The following is a 1240-nucleotide window of genomic DNA, read 5'->3' as shown; positions in this document are numbered from 1 at the left end:
CCCCGCGCGGACTGAGGATGGACTCCGCCCAACAGCGCCCTTCCAGCGGCTGCCTCGCCTTCACTCAACCCCGCGCGGCTACCGGCGGAGTTCGTGCGGCGGTGTCCTGGGATCGCTCGATCAACGGCAGGGTGCGCAACTGACGTTCCAGGTGCCACTGCAAGTGCGCCGCGACCAGTCCGCTGGCCTGTCTGCGCACCGTCTCGGGCGTCGCCTCGACCCGCTCCCACTCCCCACGCAACAACGCGACCAGCAGGTCGAGCACCCCGGGGGCGGGCGTCGCCGCACCAGGGGGACGGCAATGCACGCACACCGCGCCACCGGCCGCGACATGGAAGGCTCGATGCGGGCCGGGTGTCGCGCACTTGGCGCATTCGTCCAACGCGGGCGCCCAGCCCGCGAAACCCATGGCGCGCAACAGGAACGCGTCCAGGATCAGTTCGCGCGGACGCTGTTTGGCCGCGATGGCGCGCAGGGCGCTAGCGGTGAGCGCGTGCAGCCGGGGCGCGGGCGCCCGCTCCTCGCCCGCCAGGCGCTCGGCGGTCTCCAGGACGGCACACGCGGTGGTGTAGCGCCCGTAGTCGTCGATGATGTCGGCGGCGAACGCCTCCATCGTGTGCACCTGGGTAACGGTGTCCAACGTGCGCCCGGGGTGCAACTGCACGTCGATGTAGGAGAACGGCTCCAACCGGGCCCCGAACCTCGACTTGGTCCGCCGCACCCCCTTGGCGACCGCGCGAACAAGTCCGTGCTGTCGCGTGAGCAGCGTGACGATGCGGTCCGCCTCACCCAGCTTGTGCTGGCGAACTACTACCGCCTCGTCCCGATACAACCGCACGGGGTGAGTCTAATGCTGTGTTGTTTGGCCGCGCCTGCGGCGCGGCGTGTTCGCGGCCCCCTTGTGGCTCGCGTGTGCGCGACCGCCGCTTGCTCCTTCGTCGCGGACGCGGCGGCCGCGCACACGCGAGCCGGGCCGCGAACGGAAACAGGCTCGGTCTCGCTGCGCTCGAAAGACGGGGTGGGGGTGCGCTGGGCGCGTCGATATCGGAGCTCACTGCCCGATGCGTGCGGGTTGTAGTGGCTGGCTGGTGGCTCGACCTGGCCGGCGGCCGGCTGCGGGTGCTTCTTCGTCGGCGTATGCGGCGGCCGCGCACACGCGAGCCGGGCCGCGAACGGAAACAGGCTCGGTCTCGCTGCGCTCGAAAGACGGGGTGGGGGTGCGCTGGGCGCGTCGGTATCG

Annotated in this window: 1 protein-coding gene; it reads right to left on the bottom strand. The window is 71.3% G+C overall.

Features of this window, described 5'->3' with window-relative positions; genetic code table 11:
- Nucleotides 1-64: 64 nt before the first annotated feature.
- Nucleotides 65-838, bottom strand: a complete 774-nt coding sequence (recO, locus tag ACT89H_RS29370) for a DNA repair protein RecO (protein ID WP_445111917.1) — start codon at nucleotides 836-838, stop codon at nucleotides 65-67.
- Nucleotides 839-1240: the final 402 nt, after the last annotated feature.

It is taken from the genome of Nocardia aegles (genome assembly GCF_052545135.1).
The sequence above is the reverse complement of the archived record's forward strand: the minus strand, read 5'-3'. Positions and strand labels throughout refer to the sequence as shown.